We start from the raw sequence: 14,174 nt of genomic DNA, 5'->3' as shown, positions 1-14,174 counted from the left end.
AGCGCACGGGGGCGAGAGGCTGATGGGCTGGCACAACCCGCCCGTGCCGTGGTCCGAGATCGAGCGTGCGCTCAGCGACACGCGGCGTCCCCGCGACATCCCCGCCGGCGCAGACGGTGGCGACAGCCCGGCCTGGTCGCACAAACGCGGCACCTATGTCACCCCCAAGATCGAACGGCCCGACGGGGCGGTGCCCTACGCCGAACTGCACGCGCATTCGTCGTACTCGTTCCTCGACGGGGCGTCCTCTCCAGAAGAGCTGGCAGAAGAAGCCGAGCGACTCGGACTCCACGCTCTCGCGGTCACCGATCACGACGGTTTCTACGGCATCGTCCGATTCGCCGAGGCGGCCGAGCAGCTGCAGGTCAAGACGGTGTTCGGCGCCGAGCTCTCGCTCGAGCTGCCCAAACCGCAGAACGGCGAGCCCGACCCGGTGGGTTCGCACCTGCTGGTGCTCGCGCGCGGCGAAGAGGGGTATCACCGCCTCGCCGCGGCGCTGACCGCGGCGCAGCTGCGCGGTGCCGAGAAGGGGCGTCCGGTCTACGACCTCGCAGAGCTGGGTGAGCGATCGGGCGGCCCCGGTGATTCCCAGTGGGCGGTGCTCACCGGATGCCGCAAGGGGGCCGTGCGTCGCGCTCTCGCTGCGGAGGGGCCGGATGCTGCCGGGATCGAACTCGACCGACTCGTCACCCTTTTCGGTCGTGATGCCGTGCACGTCGAGTTGATGGATCATGGCGATCCGCTCGACAGTCGCACGAACGATGTCCTCGCCCGCCTGGCCGCCGATCGGGGTCTTCCCCTCCTGGCGACGAACAACGTGCACTACGCGGTTCCGCAACGCGAGCTGCTCGCCGCCGCCGTCGCGGCGGTGCGGGCGGGGCGGGGGCTCGACGAGCTCGACGGGTGGCTTCCGGCTCACGCCGGAGCGCACCTGCGCTCGGGTGAAGAGATGGCCCGCCGCTTCGCTCGGTATCCGGGCGCGGTCTCGCGCACCGTCTCGCTCGCCGATGAGCTCGCCTTTCCGTTGCGCCGGGCGAAGCCCGCCCTGCCGAAGCAGAAGGTGCCCGAGGGGCACACCCCGATGTCGTACCTACGCCATCTCGTATGGGAGGCCGTGCCACGCAAGTACCCGGGGCTGACCCTCGAAGACCGCAAGCGGATCGAACGCGAACTCGAGGTCATCGAGATGAAGGACTTCCCCGGGTACTTCCTCATCGTCTGGGGGATCGTGCAAGAGGCGCGACGCCGAGGCATCCTGTGTCAGGGTCGCGGCTCCGCGGCCAACAGCGCCGTCTGCTATCTGCTCGACATCACGGCGGTCGATTCGATCTACTACAAGCTGCCGTTCGAGAGGTTCCTCTCGAGTCTTCGAGACGAAGAGCCCGACATCGACGTCGACTTCGATTCCGATCGGCGCGAAGAGATCATCCAGTGGGTCTACGGCCAGTACGGCCGCGATCGGGCGGCGCAGGTGGCGAACGTCATCCAGTACCGACCCAAGAACGCCGTCCGCGATATGGCGAGGGCGCTCGGCCATTCCCCCGGGCAGCAGGACGCGTGGTCGAAGCAGGTCGAGAGGTGGGGGGCGGTGCTCGAGACGGGTGCCGACCACGACATCCCCGACCAGGTGATCGAGTTCGCGGCCGAACTGCTGAAGGCGCCCCGCCATCTCGGCATCCATTCCGGGGGAATGGTGCTCACCGATCGTCCCGTCGGCGAGGTCGTGCCGATCGAACACGCGCGCATGGAGAACCGCACGGTCATCCAGTGGGACAAAGACGATGCCGCCTGGATGGGCCTGGTGAAGTTCGACCTGCTCGGGCTCGGGATGCTGGCCGCTCTGCAGTACTGCTTCGACCTGATCCGTGACGCCACGGGCGAGGAGTGGGAGCTCTCGACCCTGCCGAAGGAGGAGAAGGCGGTCTACGACATGCTCTGCCGAGCGGATTCGATCGGGGTCTTCCAGGTCGAATCCCGTGCCCAGATGGGGCTGCTGCCGCGCCTGCAACCCCGCAAGTTCTACGACCTGGTGGTGCAGATCGCACTCATCCGGCCGGGGCCGATCCAGGGCGGGGCGGTGCACCCGTTCGTGCGACGAAAGCTCGGTCAGGAAGAGGTCACGTACGCGCACGAGAAGCTGAAGCCGGTACTCGAGCGGACCTTCGGGGTACCGGTCTTCCAGGAGCAACTCATGCAGATGGCCGTCGCCGTCGGCAACTGCACCGGGGAAGACGCCGACCTGCTGCGTCGCGCCATGGGTTCCAAGCGCGGTCTCGAGAAGATCGACAAGCTCCGCGACAAGCTGTACGAAGGCATGAAAGAGAACGGTCTCGTCGGCCAGGTCGCCGACGACATCTACGCGAAGATCCAGGCGTTCGCCAATTTCGGGTTCGCCGAGTCGCATTCGCTGTCGTTCGGGCTGCTCGTCTACGCGAGTTCGTGGATCAAGCTGCACTACCCGGGGGCATTTCTCGCGGGTCTGCTGCGGGCGCAGCCCATGGGCTTCTATTCGCCCGCGACCCTCACCGCCGACGCCCGTCGGCACGGCGTCGAAGTGCGTCGCCCCGATCTGCGGCATTCGAAGGCCGAGGCCACGCTCGAACCTCTTGCCGGTGGAGGAGTCGACGCCTCCGAACCAGAGGACACCTCGAGAATCGAGGATGCTGCGGGGCCGATCGGTCCTCGATCCCCGAGATCTCCTCGATTCTCGTCGGCGCCGGGCCCCACGGGCCTCGATGCGTGTGCGCAGAGCGTGCAGCCGCCGACGGGGGAGTTCGATGCGTCCGAGCCCGACGAGTACGAAGCGCACCGGCGCGACGGCGGATTCGTGGTCCGGCTCGGACTCGCCGGCGTCCACGGTATCGGCGAGAAAGTGGCCGAGCGCATCATCGCCGAGCGGAACCGCGGCGGGGATTACCGTGACATGCGCGATCTCGTCCGGCGCGCCGGAGTCACGGCCACCCAGCTCGAGTCGCTCGCGACGGCGGGCGCGTTCGAGTGCTTCGGGCTGAGTAGGCGAGAGGCGATCTGGCTCGCCGGTTCGGCCGCCGAAGACCGGGTGGAGTACCTCCCCGACTCGCTCACCTCCGTGCAGCCGCCGTTGTTCACCGATCAGACCAGCTACGAGGTGCTCGCTGCAGATCTCTGGGCCACCGGTGTCTCGACCACCGATCACCCCCTCGCCCACTATCGATCGCAGCTCGATGCTCGGGGAGTGCTCACCTCCCATGAACTGCGCACCCACGAGTCGGGCAGGCGGGTCGAGGTTGCGGGGCTCGTCACTCATCGACAGCGCCCAGCGACAGCATCCGGAATCACCTTTCTCAACCTCGAAGACGAACACGGTCTCGTGAACGTGATCTGTTCGGTCGGAGTGTGGAACCGCTACCGGCGGGTCGCCCGCGAGTCGCCCGCTCTCATCGTGCGCGGAGTCCTCGAGCGTTCGATGGAGGGGGTGACGAACCTGCTCGCCGACCGTTTCGAAGACCTGAGGGTCGGGGTGGCGCATGCCTCCCGCGACTTCCGGTGAGGCCCTAGAGTCGACCACGGAGGGCCGGATGAGCGGGGATCAGATCGACGTGACAGTGGCACCGTCGGGCACGGGGTGCCCGGAGTGCGATCACCTCGACGGATGGTGGGTGCACCTTCGTCGGTGCGCGACCTGTGGCCACATCGGATGCTGCGACGACTCGCTCGGCCAGCACGCCACCGCGCACTGGCGTGCGACGGGGCACCGGTACATGCGCAGCTTCGAGCCCGGCGAAGACTGGTGGTGGGATTACGAGGCCGAAGAGACCGTGACCGGTCCTGACCTCGCCCCGCCCGAGAGCAGACCCATCGAGCAGCCGTCACCGGGCCCGGAGGGGCGGGTTCCCGGCAACTGGCGCCGACTCCTCGCCGCCCGCGCTCGCGACCGCTGAGCCCGCCGCCCTCACGGGGTGGGGGCGTCGCCGAAGCGTTCACGTGATGCGTGCTGGTGACCGAGTCGGCGAAGCGCCAACAGCAGCGGCTCGGCCAGAACGGTGCCGAGCGCAACGTAGCGCGCCGCAGCCTCCGGGGAGTCGACGGGCACGCGGGCGACCTCGGTGTGCGCCAGATCGAGCATTCGCGCGGCGTAGTCGTCGAGTTCATCGTCGGAGAACGTGAATCCGGCGGCCGTGAGCCCATCGAGGGCGCGGGCGAGGGCGCCCACCGTCGGGAGGTCGCCGGGTTCGCACCGCCACCCCCAGCGGTCGAGGAGCTGCTGGGCGGCGGTGAGGTCCTGCTCCGCGCCGACCCGCGGTCCGGTGGTGTGGTGCACGTGTCCGAGCAGGTCGTGCAGACCCGTTCGTCGACCGTCGAGCGTCGCCAGAACTTCGCGGGCTGCTGAGATCGAGAGACCCGCCGGCCCGACGAGCGCGCGGATGAGACCGAGACGTTGACGGTGAGTGTCGTCGTACGTCGCCTGGGTCGCGGCGGTGAGTGCTCCGTCATGGAGGAGCCCCTCGCGGAGGTAGTACTTGATGGTCCCGACGGACACACCGCTGTCGACCGCCAATTGCGAGATCTTCATGCCACCCCTTGACTAGAAAGTGCCGATACCCAATTATGGGAAGTGATACTTTCCGATTGTAAGGAGTTCAGACATGAGCGTCACCCCAGGCCGCCGAACCCATGAGCACGAGGGCGAACTCGTCGTCTTCCTCATCGGGATGACGGTCAACCGTCTGTGGCGGCCCGACCTGTGGATACCGGTCTTCCGTGCCATGCCCCCTATGCTCACGGAATTGTCGACGGACCCCGAGTCGGGGCTGATGGGCTACCGGCTGACGGTGGGGCGCGGTGGGCCGGTGCTGGTGCAGTACTGGTCGTCGATCGACAAGCTGTACCACTACGCGAGTGATCGGACGGCCGCGCATCGTCCCGCATGGGCCGAGTTCAACCGGCGCGCGCGACAGGCTCCGGGTGCCGTCGGCATCTGGCATGAGACCTTCGTGGTCGACCGTGCGGAGTCCATGTACGTCGACACCCCTGTGGGCGGGCTCGCCGGGGCGACGCAGTCGGTGCCCGTCCGCCGCGGTGCCGACCGTGCGAAGGATCGACTCGGGCAGACGCCCCGCTCCGGGCGTGGGGGCGCTCAGGAGCGGTAGGCGGTGCCGGGGCGGTCGCGGATGAAGCGCGGAACGAGGCTGACCATCACCACCATGGCGATGAGCTCGACGAGGGTCTGCGTCACGACGACGAGGGGCGCGAGGGCGTAGGGCGCGGGCAGGGCGAGTGCGAGAGGCAGAATGACGAGCGAATTGCGCGTCGCTGCACTGAACGCCGCCGCGCGTCGACCCGGCGTGTCCACCCCGGCGAGGCGTGCGACCCACGCGCCGGTGGGCGCCGCCACGAGGGGGAAGACCGCGAACAGCGGCACCACGCTCACCAACATCAGAAGCGAGGCGCTGACCGCTGACACCTGAGACGCCACCACGATGCCGAGGGTGAGCATCATCAGCGGCACCATCGTGGCCGGTGCCCCCTCCGTCACCCGACGCGCAGGAGGCACCCGTCGGGCGAGCAGCTGCGTTGCCGCTGCCGCTGCGAGCGGTAGCGCGATGAGGGTGACGAACGCCGCGACGAACGGGCGCACTTCGAACGCGGCCACGACGTCGGAGCCCGCCGTCCACCACAGGAGCAGCGGCAGCAGCGCGATCTGCAGCACCATGAGGAGCGGGGTCGCTGCGAGGAGGCGGTCGCGCGAACCTCCGGCAAGCCCGGCGAAGACGATGACGTAGTCCACGCACGGTGCTAGCAGAACGAGGAGCACGCCGACGAAGAGAGCGGGTTCGTGGGCCACGAACCGGCTGAGACAGAAGACGAGCACCGGCACGAAGACGAAGTTGGCGATGACGATCGATCCGACGAACCGCAGGTCACGCAGAGCCCGCCCGATATGCGAGAACGGGACACCGAGGAAGGTCACGAACAGCAGCAGTCCGAGAACCGGAGTTATCGCTGCCTCGAGAGCCGGCGCGGCAGACGGCGCAGCCAGACCCACGACGGCACCCGCCATGATGGCCGCGACGTAGAGCACCACCTGGTGGTGCTCCGCCGCGTCTCGAAGTCGACGCATCCCCCCAGCCTGCCTGAAACGCGTCTCGCGCCCGACACGTCGTAGCCGAAAAAGCTCGCGGGCGACAGGGAGGCTGACCGCGGAGTTTCCCGGTGTACAAGTTGAGGATGGACAGGATCCACTATTCGGGCGACTCGATCCTCACGGGGACGAAGATCGCGCACGCACTCATCGACTACGCGCAGGCTCTGGCGCAAACCGAGTCATCGGACACCGTCGTCCTCCCCACCGTCCGGGAAGACGGCGGTGCCGGACGCTCGGAGTTCTTGGTCGGCCCGTCCAGTCAACTTTTCTCAGACGCAGAAGACTCCGAATGGGCCGACCCGATCGACTCCGATCTCGTCGACGAGCTCAGCATGAAGGCCGAAAGGCTCCGCCAGTTCGGATCGGCCACACCGAGCGTGCAGGCCCAGCCGTTGGAGCCCGGCGAAGGATGGTCGGAGCTCGACGAGTTCTAGAGCGCCGGGGCGGGCTGCCCGCTGTCGGCGGTCGCCTCGCCGCCCTCGGGCTCATCGCCGGGGATCGGCGTCAGCGCGAGCGGAACACCCGCGGTGATCAGCAATTGCGTCGACCTCGGTTCGCCCTCGCCGGCGTTCACTTCGAGCCAGTACGCCGGTGCCGCCGCGAGGCGGGTGAGGATGTCCGCGAGCAAGTCGTCGATGTCGCGGTTGCCTACGGAGTACGACTGTCCTCCGTAGGAGATGTCAATACGCTTCATCGGTCGCTGCCTCCGGCTGCCGGACGGCGGTCGGCTCCGGCACGACGTAGAGCCCGCGCGGGGAATTCGCCGTGTACATCAATGCGTCGATCCACGCCCGATTCAGCGCGGGTTGACGCCCTCCGTAGTACTTGTACGTCAGAACGCTGCTCGGGTGCACCCAGATCGACGTTCGTCCGTTGCCGATGCTCAGGTCGTCCTTCCACGTGAAATGGAAGGATTCGCCCCGGCGCAGTTTGGCGCCGATCACTGTCTGAAGATGCGAGAGCAGCCGGTCTTCGAAGTCGGCCTTCAACTGGCCTTCGAACATGAATTTTCCCACGGAAGCCTTTCGGGGGGAGGGAGTGACAGCGTGTCACACATCCGACCCACCGGTACCCCCGCTGAAATGCGGGCGATGAAGGTGTAGCGCCGATCTCTCGGTGCCCCTGGAGGGACTCGAACCCCCAACCCTCTCCTTAGGACGGAGCTGCTCTTCCATTGAGCTACAGAGGCGGGCGCCTCAGTCTACCGACCCCTTCGGCGAGGCGCAGAGGGGTCAGCCCCCCGACTCGGCGCGCATGCGGTTGTGGATGTCTTCGACGGCCATGTCGGAGCCCTCGATCTTCGTCTCGAACGAACCGTCCATGATGTGGGCGATGGCCGCCGTCGGCTGAAGCAGCACATCGCACATGCGGACGCCTCCGCTCACGACGACGGGAATGCGGATCACATCCGACGCGACACCGGCGGCGAGGAGCGCCGCGTACTCCACCACCACCGCACCCACGGCGTCCGTCGTCACCAGGGTCATTCCGGTGGCGAGAAGGAGTTCACCCATCGGTCTCAGACGACCGAACCGATGTCTTCCGACGCCGACATGCGCGTCGGTTCGGACGTGCGACCGGATGGCTCTCGTACCGCGTACAACCCTGTCGGGAGGTTTGCCGCATAGGCCAGCGCGGTCAACCACGCGCGGCTGATTTCCGGCTGACGGCTGCCCGCGAATTTGAACTTCAGACCCGCACCGGGGTGCATCCACACGGTGGTTCGGCCCGACCCGAGGGACGCCTCATCTTTCCAGGTGAAGTAGAAGCTCTCTGAGCGCCGTAGCTTGGTGCCGATGACGACCTGCAGATGTGCAAGAAGGCGGTCTTCGATTTCGGTCTTCGTGTCGTTGTCGTAGGTGAAATATCCCACTGCGGCCTCCGGCCTGACACATCCCCAGCGCGCGACGATCCCGAAGAATCGGGGGCGAAGAGCCGCAAGCCGGGGTGAATGCCGTACTACCCCACGGTGCGGCGTCGCTCCGGTGCGGTCAAGGGGGTGTCGGGATGCCGGTAAATGTGCGGTAGTCGCGTCCGTTCGTTCCCGGCAGGACGGAATGCTCACGCCCCGCCGGAGAACGAACCGGTCGGTGGTTACTGACCTGCGTCGTATGCCTCGAGAATTGCGGCGGGAACGCGACCGCGCTCGCTGATGGTGTGGCCGTTCTCGCGCGCCCACGCGCGAACCGCGCTGAGGTCGCGTCCATCCTGGCGGCGGGTCGCGCGGCTGCGCGACGTCACGGTGCGCGCGGACGCGCCCACGGAGCGGCCGGCCTCGATGAACGGCTTCAACGCTTCGCGCAGCTCTTCGGCGTGCGCCGACGAGAGGTCGATCTCATAGGGGCGCCCGTCGAGCGAGAACAGAACGGTTTCGCCCCCTTCGTCGAGGGTCTTTCCGTCGAGGTCATCGATGATCTGGGTGATCTGTTTACGTGCCATTTGCTTTCTCGTCTCCTGCCGGCCGTTTACGGGTAGGGCCGGAATTCATCGTAGCTTCTTCAGAAGCCGTCGCGGAATGGCGAGTAAATGCGGTGGGGAGATTGTCGCAAAGGCTGAGGTGATTCATAGGACGCGGTCAGAAAGAATTGGTTTCGAATTGCGAAGGGTGGAGGCGGCGGATGCTGTTTCCCGCCACCTCCACCCCGCAGGCGGCCTACCCGCCTGCGGCTTCTCGCTCGAGGTCGAGAAGGTGCGATTTGACCTCGGGGTGGGCGCCGTATTCGCCCAGAGAACCGTCGGCGCGGACGACCCGGTGCACGGGGACGACGATCGAGAAGGGAGTCGTGCGGCACGCGGTGCCGACGGCTCGTGCGGCTCGGGGATTGCCGGCGAGCATCGCGACCTCGCCGTAGGCGGCGGTCTCGCCGTACGGGATCTCGCAGACGGCTTCGAGCGCCGTGCGAGTGAATCCGCGCGCGAGTCGCCAGTCGAGGCGCAGGTCGAAGGTCCGACGCGCACCGGTGAAGTACTCGTCGAGTTGCGCAGCGACCGCCTCGGCGGCGTCGTCGTCGTGCTCGAGTGTGCCCGGGAGGCGTCGGGCCATCTGTTCGATGGCATGCGTGCGCTCGTCGTGCTCGACCTGGAGGGCGACGAGGTCGCCGCCGTCGGCGAAGGCGAGCAGCACGTCGCCCACGGGCGTCGGGTGCCAGGCGGTGGTGAAGCGGGTCATGTCTTCATCTTCTCGGGCCCGTGCACGACGGGGGATGGGTGTTCCGGAACGGGGGACAAGGTCGCGACCTCGAGGGCCTGGGGAGGAAACGCCGATCACCCGGCGTGTCGGGCAATACGGCGAAACTCGCCTCGGGATACCGGGGAGGGAGCGGACCCCCGCTTAGTGTGACTGTGTGTGGCGAGCAGAGGGCATGGTAGTCGGCGCGGAGGGTGACGTGTCGGCGTCATCGGTGAACCCCGGCGATCTCGGTCTCTCCGAGCCCGGGGTGACGGTCATGCACGTCGCCGAGCCCGAGCGGGCGCGTCTGCGCTCGGAGGCGGCGGCACTCGGCGGGCGGTCGACCCTCTTGAGGTTCGACGATGCGTCCGATGCCGGAATCGACATCACCAAAGCCCATCCCGGGAGCCTGCCGCAGTTCATCACCGGCCGCTCGACGCTGTTGTCCAACCTCTTCCGCGACGAGGTGGCTCTGCGGACGGCCCGCATGGCGGCCGAGCGGATCACGGCGAAGAACGTCGAACTCCGCACCTCTCGGGGCCTCGAGCCGGTGCACCTCGCCGTGGGGCTTGCCGCCTGGCGCATCGGGGGCGTGGCCTGGTCTGCCCCCGTGCTGCTGCGGCCCCTCGCCATCCGACGTCACCACGGCGACTTCGAGGTGAAGTTGCACGGATCGTTCGCGGTGAACCCCGAACTCGCGAAAGCCTTCCTCACTCACTTCGGCATTCGCATCGACAGCGTCGCGCTCGCAGGCCTGGCCTATGACCGTGGCGTGTTCAAGCCCCAGCCGGTCATCGATCATCTGCGGGCACTGACCACCCACATCCCCACGTTCGTCGTGCACCCCCGCCTCGTGATCTCCTCCTTCGCCGATGTCGGCTCGGCGATGGCTCGCGACACCGCACGGCTCGACCACCCCGTTCTGAACGCCCTCGCGGGCCACCCCGCCGACCGTGCCATGGTGATGCAGCGTCGCCCGGCGCCCTCGGTCGCCGGGCCCGACGAGCGCGCTCCCGCCTCGGACGCCCTCCTCCTCGACGCGGACGCCGAACAAGAAGCGGTTCTCGCCCGGATCTCGGCCGGCCAGTCACTGGCCGTGCACACGCTCCCGGGCACAGGCGGCACCCAGACCATCATCAACGCGGTCGGTCAGCTCGTGCAGGCCGGCAAGCGGGTCCTCATCGTGAGCGCGCGCCGCTCGACGCTCGAGGGCATCCGGCACCGTCTCACCGGAATCGGCCTCGATGGACTCGCCGTCTCGCCGACGCATCTGCGCCGCGACCTCATCCGCGCGATCGGTCGCAATGAGAAGGCCGAACAGCCCCGCGTCTCAGACATCGACGACGCGCTGGTGCGCCTGCGGACGGTGCTGCGCGACTACCGCCACGCGGTGACGGTCGAACACACGTCGTTGGGCGTCTCGGCCCTCGACATCCTGCGCACGCTGACGTCGCTCGCCGCTCGCTCGCCCGCGCCGTCCACGACCGCGCGGTTCGACGTGGCGACCCTCGAGGGACTCGCGGACCGCCGCGCCGAAGCGGGTGCGGCGCTCGCCGCCGCCGCTCGCCTCGGCGAGTTCCGCTTCGGGCCCGACGACTCGCCCTGGTACGGAGTGTCGTTCACCCGCACCGAAGACGCCCGCGCGGCGCACGCGCTCGCCGGCAAGCTGCACCGGCGCGACGTGCCGAGCCTGCTCGAGCGCGGGTACGAACTCATCGCGCAGACGCGCATGCGGCCGTTCCAGACGATTTCCGAGCTCGGGGCCTACCTGCGCCTGCTGCAGGGCATCCGCGACTCGCTCGATCGATTCAGCCCCACCGTTTTCGAGCGGCCGCTGGGTGAACTCATCCAGGCCTACGCGCCGCGCCGCGATGCTGCGGAGATGAGTGGACCCAACCGTCGCCGACTCAAGCGCCTGTCGCGCGAGTACCTGCGCCCCGGTGTCCACGTCACCGACATGCACGAGGCTCTCGTGCGGATCCAGCAGCAGCGCACCGAATGGCAGCGGTTCGTCGAGGCCGGGGTCACTCCCGAAGTGCCGCTCGGACTCGCCGATGTCTCGGTCGCGTGGCAACGGGTCGACGCCGAACTCGCCGAACTCGACACGATTCTCGGTCGCCAGAACTCCGCTCGTCTGGCGACCCTTCCCGTCGGTCGGCTCGTGCGGACGCTCGCCGGGCTCGCCGCCGAGTCGACGTTCTTCGACAATCTGGTCGAGCGCGCAGAACTGCGTTCCGAGCTCGCCCACCTCGGCCTCGAGCCGCTGCTGCTCGAAATGTCGGTCCGCCACGTGCCCGAAGACCGCGTCGGAGACGAACTCGAGTTCGCCTGGTGGCAGTCGGCGCTCGAGCATCTCCTGCGCACCGACCGCGCACTTCTCGGCGCGAACACCTCTGTGGTGGATCGGCTCGAACGTGACTTCCGCCTCGTCGACGAGGCGCACGCCGCAGCATCCGGACCACTTCTCGCCGCCCGACTCGCGCAGCAGTGGCGTATCGGGATCGTCGACCGCGCCGATGAGGCCGTCGCCCTGAAAGAAGCGCTGAAGCGCGGTGCGACCACCGCCGGCGAACTCACCGACGTCGCCCCTTCGCTGCTGCGTACGCTCGCCCCCGTCTGGCTCGCTTCGCCCTACGAGGTGCCCGAGATTCCCGACACCGACGGATTCGACGTCGTGCTGATCGCCGATGCCGGTGCCCTCTGCCTGGCGGAAGCGGCGCCCGCGGTGCGCCGCGCCGGACAGATCGTCGTCTTCGGAGACCCGGTCACCCAGAAGCCCACCCCCTTCCGAGTCGGCGCCACGTTCGCTTCCGACGACGACGGCGAAGCCGACGAGACGGGCTTCGACGATGCGTCGGTCTTCGAGCGGCTCGCCGAGCTGCTTCCGGTCGAGACCCTCACCCGCAGCTATCGGGCCGGTGGTGAAGACCTCGCCGAACTCGTGAACGATGCGTTCTACGGCGGCGAGATCGTTTCTCTTCCCTGGGCGGGTTCCTACCTCGGCCGCGGCAGTCTGAGCATGGACTACGTCGAGGGCGGCACCGGAACCCCCGACCCCATCTCGGGAGCAGTCGAGAGCCCCGACGCCGAAGTCGCTCGCGTCGTCACCCTCGTCGTCGAGCACGCGGTGAACCGCGGCGCCGAGTCGCTCATGGTCGTCACCGCCAGCGCCCGTCACGCCGAGCGTGTGCGAGCCGCGGTCGAAGCCGCGTTCGCGGGACGCTCCGACGTATCGGACTTCGTCTCGCGCGACACCGCCGAGCCTTTCGCCGTGCTGACGCTCGAAGAGTCGGTCGCCGAGAGCCGCGACCGCGTCATCTTCTCGCTGGGGTTCGGACTCACCAAGCACGGTCGGGTGCTCAGCGATTTTGGCGACCTCTCGACCCCCGACGGCGAGCGGCTGCTCACGGTCGGCATGACCCGCGCGCGCAGGTCGATGGTGATCGTGTCGTCGATCAGGCCGTCGTCGTTCGACGATGGTCGGCTCGAGTACGGAGCGGCGACGCTCATGGGCATCCTCGGCAACCTCGCCTCCCGGGGTCGAGAGGCACGCCTCGAAGACCTCGCCGACCCGCTCACCCTGGCGCTCGCGCGAGAGCTTCGTCGCCTCGGCATCGCCGTCGACGTGCACTACCGCGGCCTGTTGCCGCTGGTCGCCCAGCACGGCGGCAAGGCCGTCGTCGCCGAGAGCGACCCCGAGACGGTGGGCGATTCGCTCCGCGAGTCGCTGCGCCTGCGCCCGCAGATCCTCCGACGGCTGGGGTGGCACTACGTGCGTGTGCACTCCTTCGACCTCTACAGCGATCCGGCGGCCGTCGCCGCGCGCATCGCCGGGTTGCTCGGCGTGAAGGTCGACGGGCCGACGGCCGAATCGAGCACGCAGCCGATCGATGTCATCGAGTGAGACCCCGCGGGACAGGCAGCGTGTCGAGCGCGTCGCCGGCTCACGTCGGGCGCGACTGACGCCCGCGCCCGGAACGTCGGCCGAGCCGGTGCCGGCCGATGAAGAGCGGACGGATGCTGCCGCCGCCTCGTCCACCGCGGGTGCGGGTCCGAACGACGACCGCCTCCGTCAAGACGTGCCCCCGCACTATTGAGGGCAGGTCGGCTGGGTCAGGCGCGGGGTGACGAGCCGTTCTGCTTCTCGAGAAGGTCGCGGATCTGCAGCAGGATCTCCTGCTCCGTGGGGAGCTTGGGCTCGTCGGCCGCTTCGCTGATGCCGGCCCGGGCAGCGGCGCGTTGCTTGATGTGGTTCATCGGGAACACGAAGACGAAGTAGACGACGACGGCGACGGCGAGGAAGTTGATGATCGCCCCGATGATCGCGCCGAACGAGAACGTCACCGTCTCGCCGCTCCATGTCTGCACGGGGAGTACGAGAGCCTCGCTGATCGAACCGGCGTTGAACACCAGGGCGATGAGCGGGTTGATGAGGCTCGAGACGATCACGTTGACGATCGCGGTGAACGCTGCGCCGATGACGACGGCGACGGCGAGGTCGATGACGTTGCCGCGGAGGATGAACTCCTTGAAACCCTTGATCATGGTCTGCTCCTGAGTCGGCGGCCGGTCAGCGGGTCAAGATGCCGACGGGGCGGGGGATGCTTTCGATTCGGTTTTAGCGGATGTCGACGGCGCAGACGACGACGACTCGCCGCTCGTCGAGCCGGAGTTCGACGAAGCATCCGCCTTCTTGCTCTCGCCGGCGCGTGAATCGGTGCGGTAAAAGCCCGATCCGTTGAACGTGACGCCGATCGAGCCGTACTGCTTACGCAGCTCGCCGCCGCACTCGGGGCACACGGTGAGCGAGGCCTCGGAGAACGACTGCACGGTGTCGAAGCGGTGTCCGCACGTCTTGCAGGCGTAGGCGTAGGTGGGCAT

Annotated in this window: 16 protein-coding genes and 1 tRNA gene; 6 read left to right on the top strand and 11 right to left on the bottom strand. The window is 68.0% G+C overall.

Features of this window, described 5'->3' with window-relative positions:
• The first annotated feature begins 22 nt into the window (after positions 1-22).
• Both ACFXQA_RS01345 and ACFXQA_RS01340 read left to right on the top strand, forming a co-directional pair.
• Positions 23-3,529, top strand: a complete 3,507-nt coding sequence (locus tag ACFXQA_RS01345) for an error-prone DNA polymerase (protein ID WP_394517989.1) — start codon at positions 23-25, stop codon at positions 3,527-3,529.
• Between the two features lie 28 nt (positions 3,530-3,557).
• Positions 3,558-3,920, top strand: coding sequence for a UBP-type zinc finger domain-containing protein (locus ACFXQA_RS01340; RefSeq protein ID WP_394517988.1), 363 nt, complete (start codon positions 3,558-3,560; stop codon positions 3,918-3,920).
• Positions 3,921-3,931: 11 nt separating this feature from the next.
• On the opposite strand, the gene ACFXQA_RS01335 is transcribed toward ACFXQA_RS01340, so the two are convergent.
• Positions 3,932-4,552: a MerR family transcriptional regulator gene (locus tag ACFXQA_RS01335; protein WP_394517987.1), complete on the bottom strand. Its 621-nt coding sequence runs from the start codon at positions 4,550-4,552 to the stop codon at positions 3,932-3,934.
• A 73-nt stretch (positions 4,553-4,625) separates the two neighbouring features.
• Between ACFXQA_RS01335 and ACFXQA_RS01330 the strand changes: the two genes are divergently transcribed.
• Positions 4,626-5,129, top strand: a complete 504-nt coding sequence (locus ACFXQA_RS01330; RefSeq protein ID WP_394517986.1) for a DUF4188 domain-containing protein — start codon at positions 4,626-4,628, stop codon at positions 5,127-5,129.
• On the opposite strand, the gene ACFXQA_RS01325 is transcribed toward ACFXQA_RS01330, so the two are convergent.
• Positions 5,117-6,100: an arsenic resistance protein gene (locus ACFXQA_RS01325; RefSeq protein ID WP_394517985.1), complete on the bottom strand. Its 984-nt coding sequence runs from the start codon at positions 6,098-6,100 to the stop codon at positions 5,117-5,119. The two genes, ACFXQA_RS01330 and ACFXQA_RS01325, sit on opposite strands and share 13 nt — an antisense overlap.
• A gap of 107 nt (positions 6,101-6,207) precedes the next feature.
• Here ACFXQA_RS01325 and ACFXQA_RS01320 point away from each other — a divergent pair, with 107 nt between their 5' ends.
• Positions 6,208-6,558, top strand: a complete 351-nt coding sequence (locus tag ACFXQA_RS01320; RefSeq protein WP_394517984.1) for a hypothetical protein — start codon at positions 6,208-6,210, stop codon at positions 6,556-6,558.
• Here ACFXQA_RS01320 and ACFXQA_RS01315 read toward each other — a convergent pair.
• The 7 genes from ACFXQA_RS01315 to ACFXQA_RS01285 form a co-directional block, all read right to left on the bottom strand.
• Complete coding sequence (locus tag ACFXQA_RS01315) at positions 6,555-6,818, bottom strand: hypothetical protein (RefSeq protein WP_394517983.1); 264 nt, start codon at positions 6,816-6,818, stop codon at positions 6,555-6,557. The two genes, ACFXQA_RS01320 and ACFXQA_RS01315, sit on opposite strands and share 4 nt — an antisense overlap.
• A complete protein-coding gene (locus tag ACFXQA_RS01310; RefSeq protein ID WP_394517982.1) occupies positions 6,805-7,140 on the bottom strand; it encodes a DUF7882 family protein in 336 nt (111 codons plus the stop codon). The genes ACFXQA_RS01315 and ACFXQA_RS01310 overlap by 14 nt, the downstream gene beginning before the upstream one ends.
• A 101-nt stretch (positions 7,141-7,241) precedes the next feature.
• Positions 7,242-7,313 (bottom strand) — tRNA-Arg (locus tag ACFXQA_RS01305).
• A gap of 43 nt (positions 7,314-7,356) precedes the next feature.
• Complete coding sequence (locus tag ACFXQA_RS01300) at positions 7,357-7,638, bottom strand: hypothetical protein (RefSeq protein WP_394517981.1); 282 nt, start codon at positions 7,636-7,638, stop codon at positions 7,357-7,359.
• A 5-nt stretch (positions 7,639-7,643) separates the two neighbouring features.
• A complete protein-coding gene (locus ACFXQA_RS01295) occupies positions 7,644-7,997 on the bottom strand; it encodes a DUF7882 family protein (RefSeq protein WP_394517980.1) in 354 nt (117 codons plus the stop codon).
• 221 nt (positions 7,998-8,218) lie between these two features.
• A complete protein-coding gene (locus ACFXQA_RS01290) occupies positions 8,219-8,563 on the bottom strand; it encodes a histone-like nucleoid-structuring protein Lsr2 (protein WP_394517979.1) in 345 nt (114 codons plus the stop codon).
• 214 nt (positions 8,564-8,777) lie between these two features.
• A complete protein-coding gene (locus tag ACFXQA_RS01285) occupies positions 8,778-9,293 on the bottom strand; it encodes a methylated-DNA--[protein]-cysteine S-methyltransferase (protein WP_394517978.1) in 516 nt (171 codons plus the stop codon).
• Positions 9,294-9,486: 193 nt separating this feature from the next.
• Here ACFXQA_RS01285 and ACFXQA_RS01280 point away from each other — a divergent pair, with 193 nt between their 5' ends.
• Complete coding sequence (locus tag ACFXQA_RS01280; protein ID WP_394517977.1) at positions 9,487-13,197, top strand: AAA family ATPase; 3,711 nt, start codon at positions 9,487-9,489, stop codon at positions 13,195-13,197.
• Positions 13,184-13,390 (top strand): hypothetical protein, encoded by a 207-nt coding sequence (locus tag ACFXQA_RS01275; protein ID WP_394517976.1) that lies wholly within the window; start codon positions 13,184-13,186, stop codon positions 13,388-13,390. Before ACFXQA_RS01280 ends, ACFXQA_RS01275 begins: the two co-directional genes overlap by 14 nt.
• 16 nt (positions 13,391-13,406) lie before the next feature.
• Here the strand turns inward: ACFXQA_RS01275 and mscL are convergent, their stop codons facing one another.
• Positions 13,407-13,838, bottom strand: a complete 432-nt coding sequence (gene mscL / locus ACFXQA_RS01270) for a large conductance mechanosensitive channel protein MscL (RefSeq protein ID WP_394517975.1) — start codon at positions 13,836-13,838, stop codon at positions 13,407-13,409.
• A 33-nt stretch (positions 13,839-13,871) separates the two neighbouring features.
• Complete coding sequence (locus ACFXQA_RS01265) at positions 13,872-14,174, bottom strand: FmdB family zinc ribbon protein (RefSeq protein ID WP_394517974.1); 303 nt, start codon at positions 14,172-14,174, stop codon at positions 13,872-13,874.

It is taken from the genome of Microbacterium shimangi (assembly GCF_043556445.1).
In the GTDB taxonomy this organism is placed as follows: Bacteria; Actinomycetota; Actinomycetes; order Actinomycetales; family Microbacteriaceae; genus Microbacterium.
The sequence above is the reverse complement of the archived record's forward strand: the minus strand, read 5'-3'. Positions and strand labels throughout refer to the sequence as shown.

Coding starts and splice junctions, on each gene's coding strand:
- ACFXQA_RS01265 (WP_394517974.1), bottom strand. CDS start 14,174: ATGCCCACCTACGCCTACGCCTGCAAGACGTGCGGACACCGCTTCGAC.
- ACFXQA_RS01330 (WP_394517986.1), top strand. CDS start 4,626: ATGAGCGTCACCCCAGGCCGCCGAACCCATGAGCACGAGGGCGAACTC.
- ACFXQA_RS01275 (WP_394517976.1), top strand. CDS start 13,184: ATGTCATCGAGTGAGACCCCGCGGGACAGGCAGCGTGTCGAGCGCGTC.
- mscL (WP_394517975.1), bottom strand. CDS start 13,838: ATGATCAAGGGTTTCAAGGAGTTCATCCTCCGCGGCAACGTCATCGAC.
- ACFXQA_RS01340 (WP_394517988.1), top strand. CDS start 3,558: ATGAGCGGGGATCAGATCGACGTGACAGTGGCACCGTCGGGCACGGGG.
- ACFXQA_RS01315 (WP_394517983.1), bottom strand. CDS start 6,818: ATGAAGCGTATTGACATCTCCTACGGAGGACAGTCGTACTCCGTAGGC.
- ACFXQA_RS01335 (WP_394517987.1), bottom strand. CDS start 4,552: ATGAAGATCTCGCAATTGGCGGTCGACAGCGGTGTGTCCGTCGGGACC.
- ACFXQA_RS01285 (WP_394517978.1), bottom strand. CDS start 9,293: ATGACCCGCTTCACCACCGCCTGGCACCCGACGCCCGTGGGCGACGTG.
- ACFXQA_RS01290 (WP_394517979.1), bottom strand. CDS start 8,563: ATGGCACGTAAACAGATCACCCAGATCATCGATGACCTCGACGGAAAG.
- ACFXQA_RS01325 (WP_394517985.1), bottom strand. CDS start 6,100: ATGCGTCGACTTCGAGACGCGGCGGAGCACCACCAGGTGGTGCTCTAC.
- ACFXQA_RS01280 (WP_394517977.1), top strand. CDS start 9,487: ATGGTAGTCGGCGCGGAGGGTGACGTGTCGGCGTCATCGGTGAACCCC.
- ACFXQA_RS01300 (WP_394517981.1), bottom strand. CDS start 7,638: ATGGGTGAACTCCTTCTCGCCACCGGAATGACCCTGGTGACGACGGAC.
- ACFXQA_RS01320 (WP_394517984.1), top strand. CDS start 6,208: ATGGACAGGATCCACTATTCGGGCGACTCGATCCTCACGGGGACGAAG.
- ACFXQA_RS01345 (WP_394517989.1), top strand. CDS start 23: ATGGGCTGGCACAACCCGCCCGTGCCGTGGTCCGAGATCGAGCGTGCG.